The organism is Aquabacter sp. L1I39, from assembly GCF_017742835.1.
Taxonomy (GTDB): Bacteria; Pseudomonadota; Alphaproteobacteria; order Rhizobiales; family Xanthobacteraceae; genus L1I39.
In genome coordinates this window covers 165544-188425 of the sequence record NZ_CP072392.1, presented here as the reverse complement: position 1 = coordinate 188425, position 22882 = coordinate 165544, and the positions used below count along the sequence as shown (strand labels likewise).

Annotated in this window: 13 protein-coding genes and 1 pseudogene; 9 read left to right on the top strand and 5 right to left on the bottom strand. The window is 62.9% G+C overall.

Features of this window, described 5'->3' with window-relative positions:
* The first annotated feature begins 190 nt into the window (after positions 1-190).
* The 8 genes from J5J86_RS00845 (at position 191) to J5J86_RS00810 (ending at position 11092) form a co-directional block, all read left to right on the top strand.
* On the top strand, positions 191-2272 hold the full coding sequence (locus J5J86_RS00845) for a TonB-dependent siderophore receptor (protein WP_247657848.1): 2082 nt from the start codon (positions 191-193) through the stop codon (positions 2270-2272).
* Positions 2266-3411: an ABC transporter substrate-binding protein gene (locus J5J86_RS00840; RefSeq protein WP_209103030.1), complete on the top strand. Its 1146-nt coding sequence runs from the start codon at positions 2266-2268 to the stop codon at positions 3409-3411. The genes J5J86_RS00845 and J5J86_RS00840 overlap by 7 nt, the downstream gene beginning before the upstream one ends.
* 8 nt (positions 3412-3419) lie before the next feature.
* The gene (locus tag J5J86_RS00835; RefSeq protein ID WP_209103029.1) at positions 3420-4520 is read left to right on the top strand and encodes a siderophore-interacting protein; all 1101 of its coding nucleotides are present in this window, start codon (positions 3420-3422) and stop codon (positions 4518-4520) included.
* Positions 4517-5608, top strand: coding sequence for a FecCD family ABC transporter permease (locus J5J86_RS00830; RefSeq protein WP_209103028.1), 1092 nt, complete (start codon positions 4517-4519; stop codon positions 5606-5608). The genes J5J86_RS00835 and J5J86_RS00830 overlap by 4 nt, the downstream gene beginning before the upstream one ends.
* Positions 5605-6390 carry an ABC transporter ATP-binding protein gene (locus J5J86_RS00825; protein WP_209103027.1) on the top strand — a complete coding sequence of 262 codons (786 nt, stop codon included), beginning with the start codon at positions 5605-5607 and terminating at the stop codon, positions 6388-6390. The genes J5J86_RS00830 and J5J86_RS00825 overlap by 4 nt, the downstream gene beginning before the upstream one ends.
* 402 nt (positions 6391-6792) lie before the next feature.
* Positions 6793-7659 (top strand): helix-turn-helix transcriptional regulator, encoded by an 867-nt coding sequence (locus J5J86_RS00820; RefSeq protein ID WP_209103026.1) that lies wholly within the window; start codon positions 6793-6795, stop codon positions 7657-7659.
* A gap of 144 nt (positions 7660-7803) precedes the next feature.
* Entirely contained in the window at positions 7804-9912 is a 2109-nt protein-coding gene (locus tag J5J86_RS00815; RefSeq protein WP_209103025.1) for a TonB-dependent receptor, read from the top strand.
* A 7-nt stretch (positions 9913-9919) separates the two neighbouring features.
* Positions 9920-11092: an FAD-dependent monooxygenase gene (locus J5J86_RS00810; RefSeq protein ID WP_209103024.1), complete on the top strand. Its 1173-nt coding sequence runs from the start codon at positions 9920-9922 to the stop codon at positions 11090-11092.
* A 35-nt stretch (positions 11093-11127) separates the two neighbouring features.
* Here the strand turns inward: J5J86_RS00810 and J5J86_RS00805 are convergent, their stop codons facing one another.
* The 4 genes from J5J86_RS00805 to J5J86_RS00790 all read right to left on the bottom strand — a co-directional run bounded on the left by J5J86_RS00805 (position 11128) and on the right by J5J86_RS00790 (position 19362).
* Positions 11128-13908 carry a site-specific DNA-methyltransferase gene (locus J5J86_RS00805; protein WP_209103023.1) on the bottom strand — a complete coding sequence of 927 codons (2781 nt, stop codon included), beginning with the start codon at positions 13906-13908 and terminating at the stop codon, positions 11128-11130.
* Complete coding sequence (locus J5J86_RS00800) at positions 13908-14885, bottom strand: DUF3883 domain-containing protein (protein WP_209103022.1); 978 nt, start codon at positions 14883-14885, stop codon at positions 13908-13910. Before J5J86_RS00800 ends, J5J86_RS00805 begins: the two co-directional genes overlap by 1 nt.
* The gene (locus tag J5J86_RS00795) at positions 14882-17902 is read right to left on the bottom strand and encodes a BPTD_3080 family restriction endonuclease (RefSeq protein ID WP_209103021.1); all 3021 of its coding nucleotides are present in this window, start codon (positions 17900-17902) and stop codon (positions 14882-14884) included. The genes J5J86_RS00800 and J5J86_RS00795 overlap by 4 nt, the downstream gene beginning before the upstream one ends.
* 357 nt (positions 17903-18259) lie before the next feature.
* Positions 18260-19362 (bottom strand): IS3 family transposase gene (locus J5J86_RS00790; protein WP_209103020.1). Its coding sequence is split into 2 segments (ribosomal slippage): positions 18260-19101 and positions 19101-19362, totalling 1104 coding nucleotides; the frame shifts between segments, so codons are not numbered across the junction.
* A gap of 415 nt (positions 19363-19777) precedes the next feature.
* Here J5J86_RS00790 and J5J86_RS00785 point away from each other — a divergent pair.
* The gene (locus tag J5J86_RS00785) at positions 19778-21502 is read left to right on the top strand and encodes a glycosyltransferase family 61 protein (RefSeq protein ID WP_209103019.1); all 1725 of its coding nucleotides are present in this window, start codon (positions 19778-19780) and stop codon (positions 21500-21502) included.
* 426 nt (positions 21503-21928) lie between these two features.
* Here the strand turns inward: J5J86_RS00785 and J5J86_RS00780 are convergent.
* Positions 21929-22828, bottom strand: a pseudogene (locus tag J5J86_RS00780) (IS3 family transposase); the annotation flags it as partial.
* Between the last annotated feature and the right edge of the window lie 54 nt (positions 22829-22882).

The window sequence follows — 22882 nt, the reverse complement described above, 5'->3', positions numbered from 1 at the left end:
CAATTCGCCACAAGCGGCCTGTCCAGCGCCAGACAGGGGTGAATTTAACTGGACGGTATCGTCCCGTTTCTGTTATCGGGGATTTCAGATTGAGCGCGGAACAGCAAGGCAGAGCATTACAATGCGAAAGCGCGGCAGGAACATTGCTCTATTTGGAATGACTATAAGTTCTGTTGGTTTCATTACTGGTTTGGCGCAGGCTCAGACGGCCATTCCCCTCGATGCCATCGTGGTGGAGAGCGACGGCGAGCGGGCGTCCAACGAGACCATCGTCGCCCGGCGTGATTCCGCCTCCACAAAGACTGACACGCCCATCCTCCAGACGCCGCAGTCGGTGGATGTCATCACGCGCAAGCAACTCGACGACCAGAACCCGCAGACCGTAGGGGATGCGATGGAATATACGGCCGGTGTGTTCATGCCGGACGCCAACACGCGGTTCGACAGCCTCTTCATTCGCGGCTTCGGCGGCTTCGGCACGGCCAGCACCTTTGTCGGCTTCCTCGACGGGCTGAAGCTGCCCCGCGCACAGGCCTTCGGTCAGTTCCAGATCGATCCCTTCCTGCTGGAGCGGATCGACGTGCTGAAAGGCCCCTCCGCCGTGCTTTACGGCCAGGTGAGCCCGGGGGGCCTCGTCAACATGGTCAGCCGCGACCCTAGCGCCACGCCCTATAACGAGATGCGCATGGAGGTGGGCTCTTACGGGCGCATGCAGGGGGGGCTGACCACCCAGGGCGCCTTCGACGAGCAGGGCATCTGGCAATACAGCCTCTCGGCCATCGGCCGCATTTCCGGCACCCCGTATGAGGACGTGAAGGAATCGCGCGTCGGCGTGGCGCCAGCCATCACCTGGCAACCCAATGCGGACACGCGCTTCACCGTGCGCGCCTTCTATGAGAACGATCCGGACGGGGGATACTTCAATTCCGTCTATCCCACCTTCCTGTCGCCGCCACAGTATCGCAGCTTCCTGAGCCCCACCTTCAATGTGGGCGACCCCGACTTCGACAAATATAGCCGTGAGCAGGCGGGCATCGGCTATTCGTTCGAGCATCGGGTCAATGAGTGGCTCCAGATCCGCTCCAACACCCGCTATTCGGACGTGTCCAGCGAGCTGCGCGGCATCCAGATGTCCGGACCCATGACGTCGGACGGCGTCTTGCCCCGGCAGGCCCTGATCTCCACCGAGCAAGCCGGCGGCGTCGCCACCGACAATAGCGCGGTGTTCACCTTCGCCACCGGCCCAATGAGCCACAAGGTGGTGGCCGGGTTCGACTATCAATGGTTCTCCAGCGACTGGACCTATCAATATGCCGTCGCCCCGAGCCTCAACGTCATGTTTCCGGTCTACGGGGTGAGCGTCGGCCCTTTCATGACGCTCATCGACAACACGCAGGATCTGCAGCAGACCGGGATCTATCTCCAGGACCAAATCTCTCTTGGCAATTGGCGGGCGGTGCTCGGCGTGCGCCAGGACTGGACCTCGCAATCCACGCAGAACCACCTCGCGAACAATTCCACCTCGACCCAGTCCGCCTCGGCGGCCACCTACCGGGCGGCGCTGCTTTACCTGTTCGAGAATGGCCTTGCGCCTTATGCGAGCTATTCCACATCGTTCGAGCCGGTGGTCGGCGTCGATGCCTCCGGCCAAGCCTTCCTGCCCACACAGGCGGAGCAGGTGGAAGTCGGCCTCAAGTACCAGCCCACCTTCATGAACGCCCTCTTTACCGTTGCCGCCTTCGACATCCGGCAGGAGAACGTGCTCACCCCCGGGCCGGTCCTCGGCTTTTCCGTCCAGACGGGCGAGATCCGCTCACGCGGCCTTGAGTTCGAGGCGAGGGGCAATGTCACCGACACCCTGGAGCTGATCGGCGCCCTGACTTTCCTCGATACCGAGATCACCAAATCCAACCTTGCCGACACGGTGGGCAAGCATCCTCAGGCGGTGCCCAACTATTTCGGCTCGCTTTGGCTCAACTACAAGTTCACGCAGGGGCCTTTGACCGGCCTCACCACCGGGGCGGGCGTGCGCATGATCGGTCCGAGCTATGCCGACGATACCAACGACATCAAGGTGGACGGATTCACGCTGGTGGACCTGTCGCTGCGCTACGATCTTTCCCGGCTTTCCGGTCAAATGCAGGGCGCAACTGCGACACTCGATATCCGCAACCTGTTCGACACCACCTACTATACAAGCTGCACCTACGACATCTATTGCCAGTACGGCACCGGCCGCACCTTCCTGGCGGGCCTGCGCAAGACATGGTGAGCGCCGGCCTCACCCGCAGGGCGGTGCTTGGCGGCGCCCTGTCCGGCCTGCCCCTGCTGCGGACGGGCGCGGCGGAGATCGCGGTCACCGACATGGCCGGCCGCGCGGTGGCCCTCAAGCGGGCGCCGGAGCGCATCGTCCTCCTGGATGCCCGTGATGCGGTGAGCATGGCCCTTTTTGTCCGCGCGCCCATGGAGCGGGTGGCGGGCTGGGCGGGGCTCGACGGGCTGGACAGCGACGCCCTCCTCGCCGCGCTCAAGGCGGCCGCCGGGCGGGACGTTCCCATCCTCGGCAGCATGGCGCCGGGCAGCATCTCGGCGGAAGCCATCATCGCACTGAGGCCGGACCTGATCGTCACCACCCGGCAAGTGGAGGGCGCGAACGCAGACGTCTCGGCCCAGTTGTCCGCCTGGGGCCTTCCTGTCCTGTTCAGCGACACCAGCAGCAATGCCGGCCGCGGCGGCGGAGACGACCTGCCGGCACTGCTGCGCATGTGGGGACGCGTGCTGGGCGAGGAGGCGCGCGCCGAGGCGCTGATCGCCTTTATCGCCTCGGGCATGGCGCAAGTGCAGGCCTGCCTCGCGGGGCAGCCCCAGCGAAAGGTCTATCTCGAGCTCCAGTCCACCTATGAGGAATGTTGCTGGGCCGCCGGTCGGGAGGTCTGGGGCGCGCTTCTGGCCCAGGCCGGCGGGCGCAGCCTGGATGCAGTGACAGCGCCCTGGTTCCAGAAGCTCCATGTGGAGCAGCTCGTGGTGGAGCAGCCGGACCTCTACATCGCCTCCGGCGGCGCATTCGCGCGCGGCACGCGCCCGGCCATCGCGCCCGGCCTGCCGCTCGATGAAGCCCGCGCCGGCTTGCGCAAGCTGGTGGCGCGGCCGGGGCTGGATCTGTTGGCGGCGGTGGAGGCAAACCGGGTCGCCGGCGTGTGGACGGGGCTGGTTGCCATTCGCCCCCTCAACCGACTGTTCGTGGAGCGCGTCGCCGCCTGGCTGCACCCGCAGGCCTGCCGGGCGCTCGACCCGGGGCAAACCCTGCGCGCGCTCAATGAGCGCTTCCTGGCCGTTCCGATCGCCATGCCCGTGTGGGCCGATCTCATGGGCCCCGACACTCTCATGGGCCCCGACAAAAAGACCTTATGAGGCCCGCCATGCTAGCCGCCCACACCACCATCTCCTTTCCCCGCATTGAGGACTTCCTCGGCGACATCCTGGATTCACTCACCGCCCATGACATGCCCGTCACTCCCAGCGCTGCGGGCTATGTGGCGGTGTCGCCCTTCGGCACCGCTCGGTTGGTGCCGGGGCCGCAGCGGCTCGCCATCGAGATTTCGGCGTCCAGCGCGGCGGAGCTGAACCGGGTGCGCTATGCGATCACCGGCCTCATCGGCTTCGTAGCCAAGAGCGAGGATTTATCCATCGCCTGGGTCGGCGACGAGGTGGGGCCGACCTTTCCCCCGGACCTGCGCATTCTCACAGTGGAGGAGATCCGCCCCCTGACGCCGCGCATGCGCCGCGTCATTCTGGCGGGTGAGGACCTGACCCGGTTCGACACGCCCGATCAGATCCATGTGCGCCTGCTGTTCCAGCCGGAGGGCGTGCTCACGCCGATATGGCCGGCGCTGGACGATGCCGGCCTCATCGTCTGGCCGAGGGGGGGGCAGAGGCTCGAGTCCCGCGTCTATACGGTGCGCCATGTGGACGTGGCCGAGGGCCGGTTGTGGATCGACATTTACGACCACGGCCTTGCGGGACCTGGCGCCGCCTGGCTGCGCCGAGCACGGCCGGGGGATCTGGTGGGCGCGGTCGGCCCGGCCGCCCATGGCCCGAAGCCGACGCCCCGTGTGCTGCTGGTGGGCGACGAGACCGGATTGCCCGGCATCGCGCGGATCCTGGAGGAGGCCGCTCCCGCCACGCGCGGCCAGGCCCTGATCCTGGTGGGCGATGCGGGGGAGGTGCAGCCTCTGAAGGGGCCCGAGGGGGTGGAGGTCCGATGGATTCTGCGGGCGGGGCCGCAGGCGGTGGACGAGACGCCGCTCTGCGAGGCGGTGCGGGCACTCGACTGGGGTGCGGGCCTTGATGGACTCTTCGTCTGGGTGGGCTGCGAATTCCACGACTTCCGCGCCATCCGGCACTTCCTTCGTGATGCGGTGAAGCTGCCGGTGGGCCAGATCGTGGCCTTCTCCCACTGGCGCCGGGGCATGAGCGAGGAAGAGATCATCGCCGTTGGTGGCCAGGCGGTGAGAGCGTGAACCGCGCTGCGCCCCTCCTCAAGGCGCCTCAGCAGGCGCGCCCCGCGGTTTCGGCGGCCGCGGGCGCCTATCGCCGCAATGTCCGCCGAAAACTGGCCGTGGTCGCGCTGCTGGCTGTATTGCTGTTCGCGGCGGTGCTGCTGGACCTGGCTCTCGGGCCGGCCCGCTATTCCCTCGGCCAGGTGGTCTACGCCCTCTGGGCATCCGATCCCGCGGCGCCGGACGTGCGCGCCATCCTGTGGACCATTCGGATGCCCACGGCCTTGATGGCGGTGGTGGTGGGCGCCGCGCTGGCCGTGGCGGGGGCGCAGATGCAAACCATCCTCGCCAATCCCCTCGCCTCACCCTTCACCCTCGGCATTTCCGCCGCCGCGGGCTTCGGCGCCTCGCTGGCGCTCGCCTTCGGCTTCGCCATTGTGCCCACTCTGGTGGACTACATGGTCCCCCTGAACGCGCTGGTGATGGCGCTTGTTGCGGCCGGCATCATCCATGTGTTCAGCCTCCAGCGCGGCGCCACCACCGAGCGGATCGTTCTTCTCGGCATTGCGTTGGTTTTCTCCTTCAACGCCTGTCTCACCCTGGTGCAGTTCCTCGCCTCCGAGCAGGCGGTCGCAGCGGTGGTCTTTTGGACCATGGGAAGCCTTGCTCGCGTGACCTGGCCGAAGCTCGGCATCTGCGCGGCGGTCCTGGCGCTGGTGCTGCCCGTCTTCATGCGCCGGGCCTGGTCGCTCACCACCTTGCGGCTCGGGGAGGAGCGGGCGGCGAGCCTCGGCGTCCCTGTGCGTCGCCTCAAGCTGGAGACCATGGCGCTGGTGGCGGTGCTGGCCTCGGTGCCGGTGGCGTTCGTGGGCACGATCGGCTTCGTGGGGCTGATCGGTCCCCATATGGCCCGCCTCCTCATCGGCGAGGACCAGCGCTTTTTCCTGCCGGCGTCCGCCTTGTGTGGGGCGGTGCTTTTGTCCGCCAGCTCCGTTCTCAGCAAGACCATCGCACCCGGCACGCTCTTGCCCGTCGGCATCGTGACGGCGGTCATCGGCGTTCCCTTCTTCGTGATCCTCATCGTGCGCGATGCGAGGCGCCGGCCATGAACGGACCGCTCAGCCTCAAGCTGGTGGAGGTGGGCGTCTCCTATGGGCGGCGCCCTGTGGTGGCGGACGTGACGACCCCGGCCTTCGCGGGCGGCGACGTGATCGCCCTCCTGGGTCCGAACGGTGCGGGAAAGTCCACTTTGCTCAAGCGCCTGGCCGGCCTGCTGACGGGCCCCGGCCAGGTTGCGCTCACCGGGGCAGGGCCGCACGAGGTGGGTTACCTGCCTCAGGATCATGCCGCGCCCGTCGGGCTCTCGGTCTATGAATCCGTCCTGCTTGCCGCCAAGCGCGATGCCGCCTGGCGCGTCGCGTCCGAGACCCTCGTGCAAGTGGACGCCACGCTCGACCGGCTCGGCCTCACCGACCTTGCGGGTCGTGGGCTCGACGAGCTGAGCGGCGGGCAGCGGCAGATGGTCTCCATTGCCCAGTCCCTGGTGAGGAGGCCACGCGTGCTCCTCATGGACGAGCCGACGAGTGCTCTGGATCTCCATCGCCAACTGGAGGTCCTCGGCGTCCTGCGCGATCTGGCCCGAGGGCGCGGCGTCATCGTGGTTGTCTCGCTGCACGATGTGAACCTCGCCCTGCGCTTCGCCAGCCATGCATTGGTAATGGCGGGGGGGCGGATGCTGGGCTGCGGCAGCGCGGCCGAGGTCATTTCCGCCAAAATGATGCAGGCGGCCTTCCATGTGGAGGCCCGGATCGAGCGATGCTCCCGCGGACGAATCCACGTGATGGTCGACGGTCCGTGCGACGGTCCGGCCCATGGTGCGCCGGCTCTTTGAAGGGGACAAGGCAGAACTGGATTTCGGCCGATGCCGTCGGCCGATGTGACCTTCACGTCCGGCGGACCGGGAGATCAGCTTTTCCCTGTCGTAGAGGCCATGGCCATGGAGGCGCCTCCTGAAGCCTGGAGAGGGGTATCCCATGTTGGGAAGTCCCAATCCCAACGCCCCTTGCCTCGGCCTTCAGCGCGCTGCGCAGAGCTGGACCGCGAGGACGGGATCAGGAAGTGACCGACTTCACCAGAGCGTCCGGCCGGGGCGATTGGGTAGTTTTCAATTAATCAAAATCGATTATTGGCCGAAATGCTACCTTCGGAAAAAGTCTGCACTTATACTTGTGCTATGAGTGTTTCTGATTACCGAACATCACTGACCAAGCTGCGTGCGCTGGTGGATAATCCATTGCGTCCCCTGGCCGGCGATGCAGCGCGCTCCGTCATGGTGGAGATTGAACCAGGTCTGTTCCTGCTCTCGCGGGACATGGCCATTGGGCAGCCCATTGTGTTCGAGAGCGAGAGCTTTCCCGCCAGCACGCTCTCGGTGGTGTTGGATGGGGAGGCGACCTCCCAGACGCTGGGGGTCGAGGCCGGCTTCCGGCCAAACGAGGTGTGGATCGCCTCCGACAATGACCGCCGGCCTTGCCGCACGGTGATTCATGGCGGACGCCAGGTGCGGACCGTGGAACTGGTGGTGACGCCAGAATGGTTCGAGACCTCGCGCCGCAATTCCGGCTCGGCCTTCGAGCCGCTGCGCCAGTCCATGGAGCGTCCGCTCAGCGTCACGCGCCGTCCGTTGGATGCGCATTTGAAGCGGATCGCGTGGCAGGTGCTCCAGGCCCCGCCGGAAGCGGGTCTGGCCGCGCTGATGCTGGAAAGCCGTGCGCTGGATCTGCTCGCCGCTTTGGTGGAAACCCTTGGGAATGCGGGTCCCCAAAGCGCGGAGGCCCTGCGCGGGCGGGACCGCGACCGGGTCATGGCGATCCGCGCGCGCATTGATGCGGACCCCGCGAGCATCACCAGTCTTATTGCCTTGGCGGAGGAGTTCGGGGTGAGCGCCAGCAAGCTGAAGCGCGATTTCTTCAGCGCCTTCGCCACCTGCGCCGGGGCCTATGTGAACGAGCGGCGCCTGCTGCTCGGCCGCGCCCTCATCGAGCGCGAGGGACTGTCGGTGTCGGAGGCGTCCTACAGGGCGGGTTATGGTCATCCGACCAATTTCTCGACCGCTTTCCGCCGGCGCTTCGGGTTTGCCCCGTCCCATCTGCGGCGGTGAGCGCGATCCGGCGTCCGCTGACACGCTGGCATATGCAATTGAGCCGAAGGCATACGCCTTCGCGATCCAAATCCTTGCGCGCGTTTGCGAAAATTCACGCAAGAAGCCGCCATTCCGTGCGGCGCCGGTTTCGGAATCCTGCTCATGGCCCAGTCCACGCGCTTGCCCCTGCTTCTCGCTGTCCTGACCCTGCCCGTAACCGCCGAGGCCCAGGAGGCGGGGCAGGTCATCGAGCTGGACGCCGTGACGGTGGAAGCCATGCGCCGCACCCAGCCCTGGATTGAGGTGCCGGCGAGCATCGGCGTGTACACGCGGGGGGACATCGAGGCACGCACCATCCAGCGGCTGGAGGATGCGTTCGATGCCAGCGTCAACACTCAGATGCGCAGCCAGCGCGGCGGCAATGATGCGTCGGTCATTTCCATACGCGGCATCGCGAACACCGCGTTCGGTACCGATCCGACGGTCGCCATCTATCGGGACGACGTGTTCATCGGCAATGATGCCACCTTCAACCTCACTATGGTGGACCTCGCCCAGATCGAGATCCTGCGCGGGCCACAGGGCACGCTTTATGGCCGCAATGCCATAGCAGGCGCGGTGAATGTGCGCAGCGCCGTGCCGGAGTACGGCGCCACCTATACCCTGTTCGATGCCCTGTTCGGGACCGACATGACGCTGCAGGGCCGGGCCGTCCTCAATGCCGCGCTCGGACAGGACATGGCCCTGCGCGCCGTGGCCTTCGGGGATTATGCCGATGGCTGGGTGACCAACGCGGCGGATGGCAATGCGTATGACGGGGACAAGGACGGCGGCGGGCGCTTCCAGCTCGCGGCGCGCCCCTCGGACCGGCTCGAACTGCTGTTCGCCGCGGATTATGCCACCGACGAGGGCAGCCGGGGCAATCGCGGGCCGTTCGGCACCGTCTGGCAGGATGGCTACAATGCCGCCATTCCCTACACTTCGAGCATTTCCAGCTATGGCGTCTCGTTGAAGGCAAGCTACGACATGGGGGTGGCGCAACTTATTTCCGTCACCGCATGGCGCGGCTCGCAAGGAGATGGGGAGGGCGGTGATTTTACCCCCTCACCATTCCGCCGGAACGGCTTCTCACGCGACTACAACCAGGCGACCCAGGAGTTCCGCTTGGTTTCCGCCCCGAACGAGACGCTGGACTGGACGCTGGGCACCTTCTTCCTCGGCAGCAAGGACGACCGATACGAATATACCGGCTTCAATATCGCCATGCCCGCCAACGTCTTCTATCCCGGACAGCCGGCTCTGCCCGCCGGCTATCAGGAGGGTACCACGTCGGACCTTCAGGGCTGGTCGGCGGCCGTGTTCGGGGATGCCACCTGGCACCTGACGGACCGCTTCGATGTGCTGGCCGGCATGCGCCTCAGCTATGACCATCGCGAGATCGACTATGTGCACGCCTCGAACGTGGCCGGCGTCACGCTCGGCGCGCCGGGGCAGTCGCAGGTGCAGTCCATGGGCAGTTCGGACATCTCGCCCAAGATCGGCCTCGCCTATGCGATCGCGCCCGATGTGCGCACGTATGCCACTATCTCCCGCGGCTACAAGGCGGGTGGCTACAACATCTCCTTCGCGCCTTCCAGCGACCTGTCCTACGCTCCCGAGAGCGCGTGGAACTATGAGGCGGGCGTGAAGGCCTCGCTGTTCGAGGGCAAGCTCGATCTGGCCGCTTCCGTCTTCTATTTCGACTGGAAGAACCAGCAGATCTATTCGTTCAACGGCTATTCGGTCTGGATCGCCAACGCGCCCAAGTCGCGCAATTACGGTGCCGAATTCGAAATCACCGCGCGGCCCTTGCAGGGGCTTGAACTGTTCGCGGGTCTCGGCCTTCTGGATGCCCGCTTCACGGATGCGCCCGCCTCGCAGACCGGGGGCAATGCGGATGGGAACTGGCAACCGTTGGCCTCCAGATATTCCCTGTCCCTGTCCGCCCAGTACACAACGCCCCTGACCGCGCAGCTGAACGGCGTCGCCCGGGTGGACTGGAACTGGCGGTCTGCCTTCTATTTCGACGTGGACAACACCATTGAGCAGGACGCCTACGGCATCGTGAATGCGCGGCTCGGCGTGGAGGCGAAGAATTGGAGCCTCTACCTGGTGGCGCTGAACCTTCTCGACCAGGATTATTATGTCGTCGCCACCGACAATGGCTACGGGCCTTATGGTGCGCCCGGTGATCCCCGCATGATCGGCGTTCAGGCCCGGGCCCGGTTCTGAGGGCGCCATGCGGATTCTCATTGTCGGAGCCGGTCCCGCCGGACTGACGCTCGCCTTGTGCCTCGTGCGGCGGGGCGTGGCGGTCCATGTCATCGAGCGCGGCTTGACGCTCAATACCGGTGGCTACGTGGTCAGTCTCCAGGCCAATGGCTGGGACGTGGCGGAGCGCCTGGAGGTGTTGCCAGCGCTGCGCCAACGGGCCTTGCCTGCGGCAGATTCGGTTTATCGCGATGGCGCGACGGGACGGGAGGTCTTCCGCTATCGGGCGCAGGTGATCCACGACCTCACGGGTGGAAAAATGCTCCATGTGCCGCGCGATGCGCTGGTGCGCCTGCTGGCCCGCGCCTTGGGGGAAGCGGGGCACGAAGGACCGCGCTTTGGCTGCGAGGTGACGGAAATCCACGATGCGCCGGATGGCGCCGTGGTGCGCTTCAGCGACGGTGCCGCCGCCACCTTCGACCTCGTGGTGGGCGCGGACGGGACCCATAGCAGGATCCGGGCGCACGCCTTTGGCCCGGAGGCGGAGTTCCGGCGCCCGCTGGGCTACCGGGGCGCAGCCTGGCGCATGCCTTTTTCCGGCACGCTGGAGCCCCCTTATGAGGGCTATATGGAGGTCGGGCGGCAGGCGATCCTCTACCAGTCCGGACCGCAGGAACTCTCCACCCTGCTGTGCTGGCGCAGCGCGGAGTCTGGCCTGGTGTCCGCCGACCACCGGCATGCGGTGGTCTCGCACGCCTATGCCGGCACCTGGCCAGTTCTCCGCCGGCTCATCGATGGTCCGGTGGACTGGGAGGGCGCCTATCTCGATGCGCTCTGCCAGATCGAGATGCCGCGCTGGTGGCGCGGTCGCGTGGTGCTGGTGGGCGATGCGGCCTGGAGCCTGTCCTTCCTCTCCGGTCAGGGCGCCTCCATGGCCATGGCTGGCGCCTTCCTGCTGGCGGAGGCATTGGGGCACGGTCCCCTTGATGAGGCACTTCCTGCCTTCGAGGCGGGCCTGCGGCCGACCATCGCCATGGTGCAGCGGCAGGCCCGCGCCATGGCGCGCAGCTATGTGCCGCAGAGCCGGGCCGGCCTGCGGCTCAGCCGGCTGCTGTTGCCGCTGCTCGCCTCGCGCCCGCTCCTTAAGCTGAGGGCCCGCCAGTTGGTGGCGCCCAGCCTGATCCCGCCAGCACGCCCATAGATCATGCCGGCGTCTCTCTGAAACGATGGCATGATCTACACCGCCACCACCTTCATCACCTCGTCGCCCAGATGGTTGATGACCTTCACCGCCACCTTGCCGCCGACGGGGCGCAGGAAGGGGCGGGAGCGGGTGCGGCGCAGGCTTTCCCAGGCGTCCTGGTCGATCTCTGCCTTCAGCGTGGTCTTCAGCGCCTTGTAGGGGTCGCCGGCGCCGGGAAAATAAGCGTGGCGGACGCGGAAGTTCTCGTAATCATAGTCGGTGTCGATGAACCACACCGCGATGTCGTCGGCCTCGGTGCTCTCGATCTGCCCGCCTTTGTACATGTCGACGCCCGCCACCTCGATGGAGATCAGCCCGGCGGCTTCCTCATGCACCTTTATGTCCGGCTCGCCGAACACGGTGAAGAGGTTGCCCGCCCCGGTATTGGCGAGGTCCGGCATGTGCAGGTCGGGATTGATGCGGGCCTGGAGCACGGGCAGCGCGCCCATGCGGTCGAACTCGCTGGCATGGGCATCGAAATTGAAGGCGGCGACGATGAGCATGTCGAAGCCGGCTTCCATGGCCTCGCGGGCGGCGGCGGTCATGTCGAGGCGCACCACGGTGCCGTATTCCGGGCCGATCATGATGGCGGCGCGCCGCTCGGGGCTGTCGGAGAGCGTATCGCTTTCCCCCTCCGAGGCCTGCCGCACGCGCCCTTCCGCGCACACGAAACGGCCCGGCCAGGGCTTTAAGGACGAGAAGACCAGCCGGTCCGCCTTGTGGGCCTGCTGCACGCCGGCTTTCTTCAGCGTGTCCAGCACCATCTGGGCGAAATCGGCGGTCTCGGAGACCGGCCCCGGCTGGCGCCGGCCCTCGATGGCCTCCAATTCGTCGAACAGGCTGTCATCATGGTCCACGGCGGGCACGCGGTGGGGCGAGAGGCTCTCCACCGTGAAGGGACCGGCCACGCGCACGCGGCTCTTGTCCTCATAGGGCTGGTCATAGAGATATTCGGTGTCCGCCTTGGCGGCGATGGAGGCGTCGATCTCCTTCTGCCGCGCGATGCGCTGCGCCCACCACTCCGCGTGCGCGGCTTTCGCTTCCGCCGGCCAGTCCGCCCCCGCCGCGCGCGGGATTTCCCATTCCTCCCACGCCTTGCCCAGCGCAGCGTTCAGAGCGGCGCGCAGGGGCTCCAGCACGCTCTGGAACTGCTCCCAGATGGTGTCGATCTCGGCATTGTTGGCGATGGATTTCAGCGTGATATGCGGCACGCGCTTATAGACGAAGCCGTGCCGCAGGCGGTTATAGGTGGGTGTGTCCGGCGGCGGGGTGCGGGTGATCTCCCCTTCCTTCATCTGCCCCTCGCGGCTGTCGGCGAGGATATACCAGGGATAGCGCGCGCCCATGAGCCGGGCGCGCGCCAGTGCCAGCGCCACGCGGCTGGTATCCATGGTGATCCAGCGCCGACCCCACTGCTCGGCAGCATAGGCCGTGGTGCCCGAACCGCAGGTGGGATCGAGCACCAGATCGCCGGGATCGGTGGTCATGAGGATGCAGCGTTGCACCAATTCTTTGGATGATTGAACGACGTATACCTTCGGATCAACACGACTCTGAACTGCGCCACTTATGTCCGACCAGTAATTATTCACGGGTATTGCGGGGAAATCATCCAAAAATCTTACATAACGTATAGTTTCTTTCATTTTTTCTAGGCGTAAACTCTTTTGGAGTCGCGCCATTCCAATCTCGCCCGTTTTCCAAAAATTCGACTTCGGCGTGAAAACCCGGCCTTCAAAATGAACAGGAAAGCTACCAGGGGGGCGTTGGCTTGTCATATCACCTTGGGCATAAACCCTGTAGTCGCCCTTCGCATCTGAAAGACTAGTTCTGGATCCATCGGCGTATTGAACGCGCGTATAGCCTGAAAATCCGGCCATATCGCTTTTCTCTTTGAATGCTGGCCTAAACTTAAGGTCACTTATTTTTCTTGCGAAAAATAAGACATAGTCCATTATACCGGGAAGAAATTCAGAAGTTGCGCTGCTTGTCTTCGGAATGCCAATTTCAGCAACAAAATTCTCATCCCCGAACACCTCATCCATCAGCGCCCGCACGCGGTGGACATTCTCATCCCCGATCTGCACGAAGATGGAGCCGCTCTCCGTCAGCAGGTCCCGCGCCACGGTGAGGCGGTCGCGCAGATAGGTGAGGTAGGAGTGGATGCCGTCGCGCCAGGTGTCGCGGAAGGCTTTCACCTGTTCCGGCTCGCGGGTGAGATGATCCGCCTTGCCGTCCTTCACGTCCCGGCTGGTGGTGGACCACTGGAAATTGGAGTTGAACTTGATGCCATAGGGCGGGTCGATATAGATGCACTGCACCTTGCCCTTCAGCCCCTCCCGCTCGGCGAGACTTGCCATCACCTTCAGGCTGTCGCCCAAAATCATGCGGTTCGACCAATGCTGGTCGTGGGCATAGAATTCCGTGCGCTTCTCCGGGTCCAGCCCGTTGAAATCCGCGAACAGGTCCGGCCCCGTGTCCGGCTCCCGCCGCTTCCCGCTCGCCCGCTTCAGATCCTCGATCAGCGCCTTGGGGTGGATCTTCTCCTGAATATAGAGCGGCGGCGCCTCCACCACGAGGTCCGACCAGTCCAGCACATCCTTGCCACGCCACACCAATTGCGGATCCAGATCCGGGTCGCGCCGCTGATAGGCCACCCGGATCGGCTCCTTCACATCCGGCGGCACAAAGGCCTCCAGCTCGGCGGTGGGCGCATTCTTGCGGGTGGCCTCATCATGGGTCAGCGCATCCACGCGCAGGGGGGACTTGGACATCAGGCGTTCCTCAACATGCCGCGATATGCATAGGGGAGTATTTCAAAAATGTTCTTCATTTCGTCGAATGTGTAAATATTGACAGTCGAATCCCCATACACGTCATGCACCACTGCAAGCCGCCAGCGCGGTAGACTACTTTTCGATTGTTTGCTCTTATTATCATTGACTGATTTTTCTTCGGCGTATCTGTATTCTTTATGAGTGATGAAAAATTGAGGGTAGTCCGCCGCTGTCCCCTTCACCTCGACATGCAACTCCTGCCCGCTCTCAGGATGGGTGAACTTCAGATCATAGCCGCACTTTTCGTCTGCCACCCGTTCGCAGTTCCAATCAGAAAAGTGCAGCTTAACAGCATCCTCCGCCTTCAATTCAATTTCCCGGCGGCGCCGTGAATCCATATCTGAAGGGGTCAGATCCAGCTCCGGCTTCTTCGCTCCGGTAATAATGTTCTTCAAACACTCTTCTCTGAACTGAAGAAGCTGACGTGCCATCGCCTCAGTTTGCGGCGTGCCTTCCCCATTCCCCCGCAAATAATTGAAGGGGCGCCCAATGTATGTTCCATCCACCTTCCACTGCCTCATCGGCAGGGGGATCATGGTCGCTCTGTCGGCCACGAACGTGTAGTAGAAGGGATTGCCATTGGAGTCAGGCCCAAGATCATCTGCATCCGGGCGCTCTCTGTATTCCCCCAGAAACCGGGCATTCTCATACCATCCCACCAGAACCATACCCGCTTCGTTTTTCCGCTTTGAGACGGCGAATACCAGCCATCCGCTTGGTTCCTTGGGCTTTGGAGGACTTTCTCTCCGCGGCGGCACATAGCCGTAATAAAGGCCGTCCCTTCCGCGTCGAAAATTGAACTTCTCATGACCCGTCGCATGGTCGAGATTGGCGAAATTGCCCACAGGATCGCGCGTGCTGTAGTCGTCTGACCAGCCGGTATTGATGACCATGATGCGCTTGAATTCAGTCACCGTCCTGCTCCCCCAGCATCACGCGTCACCTCATCCAGCCACGCCTCAACCTTCGCCGCAAACTCGGTGCGGATGGTCCAGACGTCGCGGAATTCCGCATAGTCCCAGCGCCCCAGGAAACCCAGCCGGTTCACGCCGGGCACCCAGAGGGTGCGCATGGTCTCGGCCTTGTCCTTGTCAGCCTCGTCCCGCGCGCCCTTGATTTCCACCACCAGGTTCAGCGGATTGTCCGGCCCGTGGCCGTCATCCAGGCGGACGATGAAATCGGGGCGATAGCGACGCACCTCGCCGGCGGCCCGGTAGGGCACCTCAAAGCCGAGATTGTGGTTCTTCACCCAGGCCAGCACGCGCGGGTGGCGGTCAGCCACCCGGCAGAATTCGGCCTCCCAATCGCTGTCGATCACGGCCGCATTGATGTGGCAGCGGGGGCCGGTCTCATAGCGGTCCTTGCTGGTGGTGAAGCGCACGTGGCGGGTGGTGCCCTCGCGATTATAGGGATCGAGCAGAGCGATGACGCCGCTGCCCTCGCCCTGCGCCCGCGTGAGCGCCGCCATGATGCGCTCCGCCACCCGGTCGGCCACGCCGTAATAAAGCAGTTGCGCGGGCTGCGTGCCGCCGGAGCAGACCAGATGCTCGGCCATCCAGCGCCGCACAATGGGCTTCATCTGCATGATAAGCCGGGGGCTGGGTTGCTGGCCCGCCTCGGTGAGGCGCCGCTTTACGATCCAATCCGCGAGATGGAAATAGATCTTGGGCAGGCGCACATCCTTTAGATGATCGAGCGTCAAGTCCGCCTGCTCGCCGATGATGCCGGCATTGATGGTCTCGGTGGCGCCCACCAGTTCCGGCGTCAGTTCCAGGGTCGAGTCGGGGGAGAATTCGGCGCGCAGCACATCCTGCGGCAATTCAGTGCGATAGCCTTCCACCCGCGGGAAGCGGATTTCGCTGGCGTCGCGCTCCGGGCTGACCGCGAACACGCGGAACATGTCGTCCGGCGGGCTGGGCTTCGACACCACCGGCTGGGCCGTGAAATCGAAGGGGATGCCCAGCACGTCGGCATATTCCACCTTGAAGTGGCCATTCGCCTGTAACTGGTAGGACTGGCGCCGCAGCGCGCGGCCGATCACCTGCTCGCACAGAAGCTGAGTGCCGAAGGCGCGCACCCCCAGCACGTGGGTGACCGTGTTGGCATCCCACCCTTCCGTGAGCATGGAGACCGACACAACACAGCGAATGCCCTCGCCCAGCGCCCCCTTGCGGCCGACCGTGTTCATCACCTCGCGCAGGAGGGTGGCGTCGTCGATTTGGTTGCCCGCCTGCGCATCCTGGTGCCGCGCGATCAGTTCGTCCTTGAAACGCTGGATCTCCTCCTTCGCCGCCTCGCGGAATTCGGGGCCGATGGCCTCCCCGCTCTCCAATTGCTGGCTGTCGATGAGCAAGGTGCGCATGCGGGGGATGGCGACGCCATCGGGATCGAAATTGCGGAACAGCTCGCATTTGCCCGCGACAAGCGTCCGGTTGCCGTGCGCGTCCTCCACCTCGTAGCCGGCGATATAATCATGCACCAGCTTGGACGTGGCGGTGTTGTTGCACACCACGATGAAGACCGGGTCCACCTCGACGCCGCTCTCCCGCCATAAGGCGTGGGTCTTGGCATAATGGCCATAGAGGGCATCGATGGCGGTCAAAAGCTCGTTCGGCAGACGCTGCGGATCATAGCCCTTAGCGCTCGCCCGCCCCTTCTTGGGCAGGCTCTTGCCCACATACTCCCACAGATTGCTGAACATGGGCGTGTCCCCGCCGGGCACGTTGTCCATGATGGGCACGCGCGGCAGTTTCACGATGCCGCATTCGATCGCATCCATGAGGGAGAAGTCGCTCATCACCCAGCCGAACAGCGAGCCTTCCCGATAGCCCGAGCCGCGCAGGAAGAAGGGCGTCGCCGAGAGGTCATAGACCATCTGGATTCCCAGCTCGCGCTTCACCGCCTCCAGGCCGGAAATCCAAAGCCGCGCCGCCTCGTTATTCTCCTTGGCCTCCGCCAGCTCATCGCCCTTGAGGGCCGCCTGCTCCTCCGGCGTGAGCGGCCGCTCGCGGTAGCAGTGATGGGCTTCGTCGTTGAGTACGACGATGTTCTTCATGCCCATCAAGGCGCCGGCCACCCTGCGGATCATGCTGCCGTCGCTTTCCTCACGCGGCTTGGTCTTGAGTGCGGCCTGCTGCACCTTGTTGAGCGGCACCTCGTCCTTCTTCTTGAAGGCGTGAAAATTGGTGATGACGATCTTGGCCCGGCCCATGTCCGGCAGCATGTCCTCCGGCACCAATTGGCGCGTGCTGTAATAGCTGTCGGGATCGTTGGGCTGGAGCACGCGCAGCCGGTCCTTGATGGTGATGCCGGGCGCGACCACCAGGAAGCCACGGGAAAACCTGCGCGCATTGGGGTGGCGGACGGCATTGATGGTCTGCCAGGCAATGAGCATGGCCATCACCGTGGTCTTGCCAGCCCCCGTGGCCAGCTTCAGCGCCATGCGCATCAATTCGGGATTGGACGCGGCATTGGCCGCCTCCAGATGCGTCCAGAAACGCCGTCCCTGCGAGGACGATTTGGGCGCCACCTCCGTCAGCCAGATGACCGTTTCTACCGCTTCCACCTGGCAGAAAAACGGCTTCTGATTCGCAAACGCGAAGGCGCGCCAATGACGTAGAAGGCGGGCTGTGGAAGGCGTGACGTTCCACTGGCTCTCCGGCAGCCGCCTCCAGCTCTCGACGGCCGAGCGGACGCCGTTAATGACCTCGGTTGGGTTGTACTCCTGCCCCATCGCGTCGGCGAGGAGATCCGCCTGCACAGCTTTCCCGCGCACCTTCTTGGGCTTGGGGATGGGGGAGACCAGGGCACTGGGGCGGCGGCGCGCAATCAGCTGATTGGTGGGCTGCCCTGCGGAATCCAGTTCCCAATGACGCGTGGGCTCTTCATAGGGCGAGTTGAGAATTGGAGACTGAAAGAACGCATCGCTCATATCTGGCTACCCACTCGCACAACCGTGCGTCGATCCCAGAGCATGTTCGCATGCCGTACGGGAGGGTGGTCAAGGCATGGGCACACGGGAAATTTAGCGGCCTCTTTCAAAGCCCTGGGTCAAAGCGGTGATCGGATTCTCACTTTGGTTCTCTTTGTGACCATTACAGGAGAACAAACCGAGGTGCCGGGCCAGTTTTTCGAGTGCGGTCAGCTTGTCCCAGATGTGCACCACGATCTTGCACTCGAGCGCTCTTGACGTGAGCCCCATTTTTCCTCCGGTTGAGGAGAGAGTCCGCAGGTTGATTGATCCGAGACCATTCCTTGGACCGCCGGAGGTTAGAGTTTCCGGCCTTGCTCACGGCGGTGGGCTGGGTGCGCCGCCGGAGTTCTGCAGCGTGATCGGCGGCTTATGGCCGATGGTCCCATGCGGCCGATCCTCGTTGTAGTATCTGAGCCAAGCCTCCATCTTTTCGGCCGCGTCGGCAAGCGTCAGGAACCAGTGGGTGTTCAGGCATTCACTTCGGAAGCGCCCGTTGCATGCCTCGATGAAGGCGTTGTCGGTGGGCTTTCCCGGCCGGGAGAAGTCCAGCGTGACGCCCTTCGCATAGGCCCACAGGTCGAGATCCCGGGAGACGAACTCCGAGCCCTGGTCGACCCGGATGATCCGCGGATAGCCCACCTTGGCGCAGACCCGTTCGAGGGTCGCGACCACGTGCTCGGCCCGATAGCTGAAACGCGGATCGACCACCGGCGAGAAGCGCGAGAAGGTGTCGACCACGGTCAGCACCCGGATCTTGCGGCCGGTGGCCAGCTGGTCATGGACAAAATCCATCGCCCAGACATCGTTCGGCCGAGTGGCAGGCGCCCGATCCTCCCGCAACTTCGCCTTCACGCGACGCTTCGGTGTCTTATTGCGCAGCTGGAGACCTAACTCATTGTAAATTCTGCGGGTTCTCTTCTGATTGATCGCCCAGCCTTCCCGTCGTAGCAGCACCTGCACGCGCCGGTAGCCGTAGCGCACACGCGTCTCGCAGATCGTCTTGATCCGTGCCGCGAGGCCGGCCTGGTCGGGTCGGCAGGACTTGTAGTGGTGGGTGGACCGGTCAAACTCCAGAGCCGCACAAGCCCGCCGGATCGACACCTGCCACTCACCACACATCATGCCGACGAGCTCGCGCTTGCGACCAGGCCTCAGATTTTTCGGCGGACGATATCCTGCAGCATCTCCCGGTCGAGCGAGAGGTCGGCTACGAGCTTCCTCAGCTTCGTATTCTCGTCCTCGAGCTGCTTCAGCCGCCGCATCTCGAGCGGGGCGAGCCCTTCATATTTCTTCTTCCAGTCGAAGTAGGTCGCCGGGCTGATTCCGGCCCGCCGGCAGATCTCCGCCACCGGGACACCGTCCGCTCCCTGCTTCAGGATGAGCGCCTTCTGTGCGTCCGAAAATTTCGATGCCTTCATCGTCTTCCGCTCCTCCCAGCCAAGGGATCATGGCGCGGAAAACTCCAGCTTCAAACGGTCCAGTTCTCGGGGATCAGATCAATTGGGCCGGAAGGAACTTCACGCTGGATTGGCTAGCCGGGGCAACATTAGGTTTGGAGATTTTGTTGGGGCGCAGGCTATCGCCGCGCCATCCCGTCTTCCATTTTGCCGCATTTGCGGTACTCTGCAGCCACCCCCCCGGGGGGGGGCGTGGACCCTCTATCTGGGAAGTGTCAGGTAATTGTTGGACACATCGACGAATTCGTTGTGACAGGAGAATAGGCATGACGCATGGATGAAGCAAGGAAGCGATGTTTTTAAGCACTCGGCCGCGGCAGGACATTGAGGCCGGTAGGATGAGACGTTCTCACCAAAAATAGAGTGAGCCAGTTATATGCCAGTGGACCTTGACTCTGTCGGAATTCTGCATGAGGTTGATCGATCGTCTAAAGGTCACGACCTCCTCCGTCACTATGAGCGTCATATCTCAAAGTTGAGGAAGTCTAAATTTGTTTTATTTGAAATCGGTAGTCCAACCGCCTCAACATTGAATGTGTGGGCTGATTATTTTCCGGAAGCGTCCATTGTCTGCCTTCATTATAAGGAAGCTGCCATCGAGTTTTCGTCTGATCGCATAAGGGTCGAAGTCGGAGATGTACTATCTCCAGATTTCTTCGATGCTGCCATTTCGAAGCATGGCCGTCCACTCCTTGTCGTGGATGATGGAAGTCATCGCTGGGATCATCAGCGCATCGGGCTAGAGACACTGTTGCCGCAGCTCGAGAATAATGGTTTCTACGTTATTGAGGATCTGCACAGTAGCTACGAGCCCGGCTTTTCAGGCAAGGAAAGCACCCCGTTTGTCAATTATTTGAAAGATCGTATCGATTTTTTACACTTGCGCGGAACTCGACGGGAGGACTACGAAAAGCTATACTCACCAGCGGCTTCAAGCGTTGCAAGGCAGATCGATTATATTGAGTTTGTTCCCCGTGCGTGTATTATTCACAAAAGGTCGGATGCGAAGGCGCCCCCACGGCCCCGACCTGAAGAAATTCCGCAGAGCGTTGGTATATTTGACGAGAAAGATTATATTCTATATAAAGATGTTAATATTGAACGTATCCGCAGCTATTATGACCTTGTAGTCCCTCGTTGCATCGGAAGCTTTTCGCGAGCCGCCGCCATCAAAAAAATCGAAGTTCCTCCTTCGACGCTCTCACGTCTGAAGGGAGTAATTTGTCTTCCGCGACAGATACTTATCCAAGACGGAAAGTTGCTCCCTGAGTCGTTCCGGCGTCGGAATGCAAAGGATAAGCATGTTTATCTCAAGCCAGTCTCTGATGACGAGATTGAGTTTGAGTACGCGCATCGCAATATTGCGCAGATTGTCAAAGAACCTTGCTTCTATCTTGATGGCGAGCATGTCGATCACTATGGGCATTTCACGTTGGAGGTTCTAAGTCGGCTCTGGCCGTTTCAGAAGTGTGATTTGTCATCATTGAAAATCGTGACCTCTGCCAAACCGAACCCGCGGATCGCCGAACTCTTGGCGCCATTTGGCGTTAAGCCCGAGCAGATTCATCATTTCAATCGACCCATTCGGTGCGACAATCTGATAGTTGCCAGCCAGGACTATATCCTGGAGCGTTCTGTCTCTGATCTGAGCTTGCGGGTGTGGAGACATATTGCCGAGTATTATCGCACTCCATCCACCTCTGCGGTTCTGTACCTCTCACGCTCACGCTGGAAGAAACAACGTTACCTCAACCAGGAGGAGGACATTGAGCAACGCCTGCAAGAGAAAGGCTTCGAAATCGTTCATCCGGAGGATCTCACCGTCCCTCAGCAGATATCGATCATTTCTCAGGCGAAGTTTGTCGCAGGAACGTCCGGCTCGGGTTTCTACAATTGCATCTACAATTCGATCAAGGGGCAGCGCGTTATTCTCGCACCCGAAAAGTTCGTGACTTTGAATGACGCATTGGTGAATCGCCAATCCAATTCACAAATAACCTACATCACCGGTCGATCGGCTGGTAAGGAGGTGCCCATGCTGGATGAATGGAACATCGATACTGAACAAGCTGTGAACGGTATATTGTCGATGGTAGAGTAAGATAATCTGTGCATATATGCGTGTCGAGAGCGCGACAAAGGGGAATGGCCTGCTTTGCCTTCCCTTTTTAGCCCGTGGCAGCCGAGCTTCACGCAGCGGTGACGCGCCTTCAGCACCTTGCGCAACTCCTCGTTCTCAAAGTACGAGTGCACTGCGCTCGCGAGGTGGTCCACCGGAGCCGAGCTGACCTCGGTCTAGACCTTGGCGGCGTGATGGTGCGGCGCCCGTCTTGGGTGGGGCGGTCGGCGACGAAGGCTAACAGCCCGTGGCGCGGGCCGATCTTGGCGTCGGGAACGAGGCGCTCCATGGCATCGCAAATGGTGCCCGCCACTTGATGTTCTGGCGCTCGTTGTTGCTGCCGATATTGTATGTCTCGCCGATCCGACCGCTGGGGGCGATCAGCTCCAGTGAACCGCCCCGAGTTTTCTAGACGCCTTCGGCTTTGGCTTTGTGCCGGCGTTCGAACTCGATTGGCGACAGCATCCGGTTCCGTGCGTGTTTGCGGGTGGGGATGTAGAATATCTCGATTTAGTCGAACACGTCCCGACGTGCCTCGTCGCGGGTGCGGTAGACCTTGCGGCGGATCCGTTAGCGCTTGAGCAGGTTGAAGAAGCTTTCGGCGACGGCGTTGTCATGGCAGTTGCCGCGACGGCTCATGGAGGGCTGCAGCTCGTGGTGTTTCAGGAACGAAGCCCACTCCATGCTGGTGAATTGGCTGCCCTGATCCGAATGCACCAGCACCCGGTCCTTCGGCTTGCGTCGCCAGACAGCAGCCAGCAACGCCTGAAGCACGACGTTGGTGGTCTGCCGGGCCTGCATGGACCAGCCGACGACGCGGCGGGAGAAGAGGTCGATCACGACCGCCAGATGGGCGAAGCCTTTGTGGGTGTGGATGTAGGTGATGTCGGTCACCCAGGCCTTGTCAGGCACCTCCACATCGAACCGGCGATCGAGCGTGTTAACGACGGCCAGGGGCAGCTTGCCGGCATAGTGGCCGGGCCGGCGTTTGTAGCCGATCTGCGGCCGAATGCTAACCAAACGCTCGAGACGCGCCACCCGGTTCGGGCAGCAGCTCTCGCCCATATCCGCCAGATCGTCGTGAAGCTTACGATAGCCATAGACCTTGCCGCTCTCGCTCCATGCCGCGCGGATCAGCTCGATCTGTCGCTGGTCTTCCTGCGCGCGCTTGCTCAGCGGATCCTTCAGCCAGGCGTAAAAGCCGCTGGGCTGGACACGCAGGCACCGACACATGGCGCGGATCGAAAACTGCAGGCGATGCGCGGCGATGAACGCTTACTTCACTTTGCATCCTTGGCGAAGGACGCCGCGGTGGGTTCAACCGGTCAGGGCAACGGCTTCGTTCAGGGTATCAGCTGGGGT